Source organism: Streptomyces pyxinicus, assembly GCF_024753135.1.
GTDB classification, from domain to species: Bacteria; Actinomycetota; Actinomycetes; order Streptomycetales; family Streptomycetaceae; genus Streptomyces; species Streptomyces pyxinicus.
Window position 1 is genome coordinate 1 of record NZ_JANUGP010000075.1, and the last position, 745, is coordinate 745.

At 66.6% G+C, this 745-nt stretch carries 1 protein-coding gene; it reads left to right on the plus strand.

Translation table 11 applies throughout. The features are described from left to right. Positions 1-8: 8 nt before the first annotated feature. Positions 9-745, plus strand: a 737-nt coding sequence (locus NX794_RS35795) for a SigB/SigF/SigG family RNA polymerase sigma factor (protein WP_309506070.1), incomplete at its 3' end; no start/stop codon positions are given.

Sequence of the window (745 nt, forward strand, 5' to 3'; positions counted from 1 at the left end):
TGTCCGAGTTGCCCGAGGTCGCCGATCCTTCGCGGGTGGCGCCGAGGGACGCGCGTGAGTTGTCGAAGGTGTTCTTCGATCAGCTGGCGGTGCTGGAGGAGGGTTCGGCGGAGTTCCAGTACGCGCGGAACACGTTGATCGAGATGAACATGTCTCTGGTGCGGTTCGCGGCGGCGCGGTTCCGTAGTCGTGGTGCGGAGGAGATGGAGGACATCGTCCAGGTCGGCATGATCGGTCTGATCAAGGCGATCGACCGTTTCGAGCTGACGCGGGAGGTGGAGTTCACGTCGTTCGCGGTGCCGTACATCGTGGGGGAGATCAAGCGGTTCTTCCGGGACACGTCGTGGGCGGTGCATGTGCCGCGGCGTCTTCAGGAGGCGCGGGTGCAGTTGGCGCGGGCGACGGAGGAGTTGCGCAGCCGGCTGGGGCGGACGCCGACGGTGCGGGAGCTGTCGGAGCTGATGTGTCTGTCGGAGGAGGAGGTGGTCGAGGCGCGGCTGGCGTCGAACGGCTACAACTCGGCTTCGCTGGACGCGGCGATCGGTGGGAGTGAGGACGGGGAGAGCGCGCTTCAGGATTTCCTGGGGACGCAGGACCAGGCGCTGGAGCTGGTGGAGGATTTCCACGCGTTGGCGCCGATGATCGCGGAGCTGGGGGAGCGGGACCGGCTGATCCTGCATCTGCGGTTCGTGGAGGAGCTGACGCAGGCGCAGATCGGTGAGCGGCTGGGTGTCTCGCAGATGCA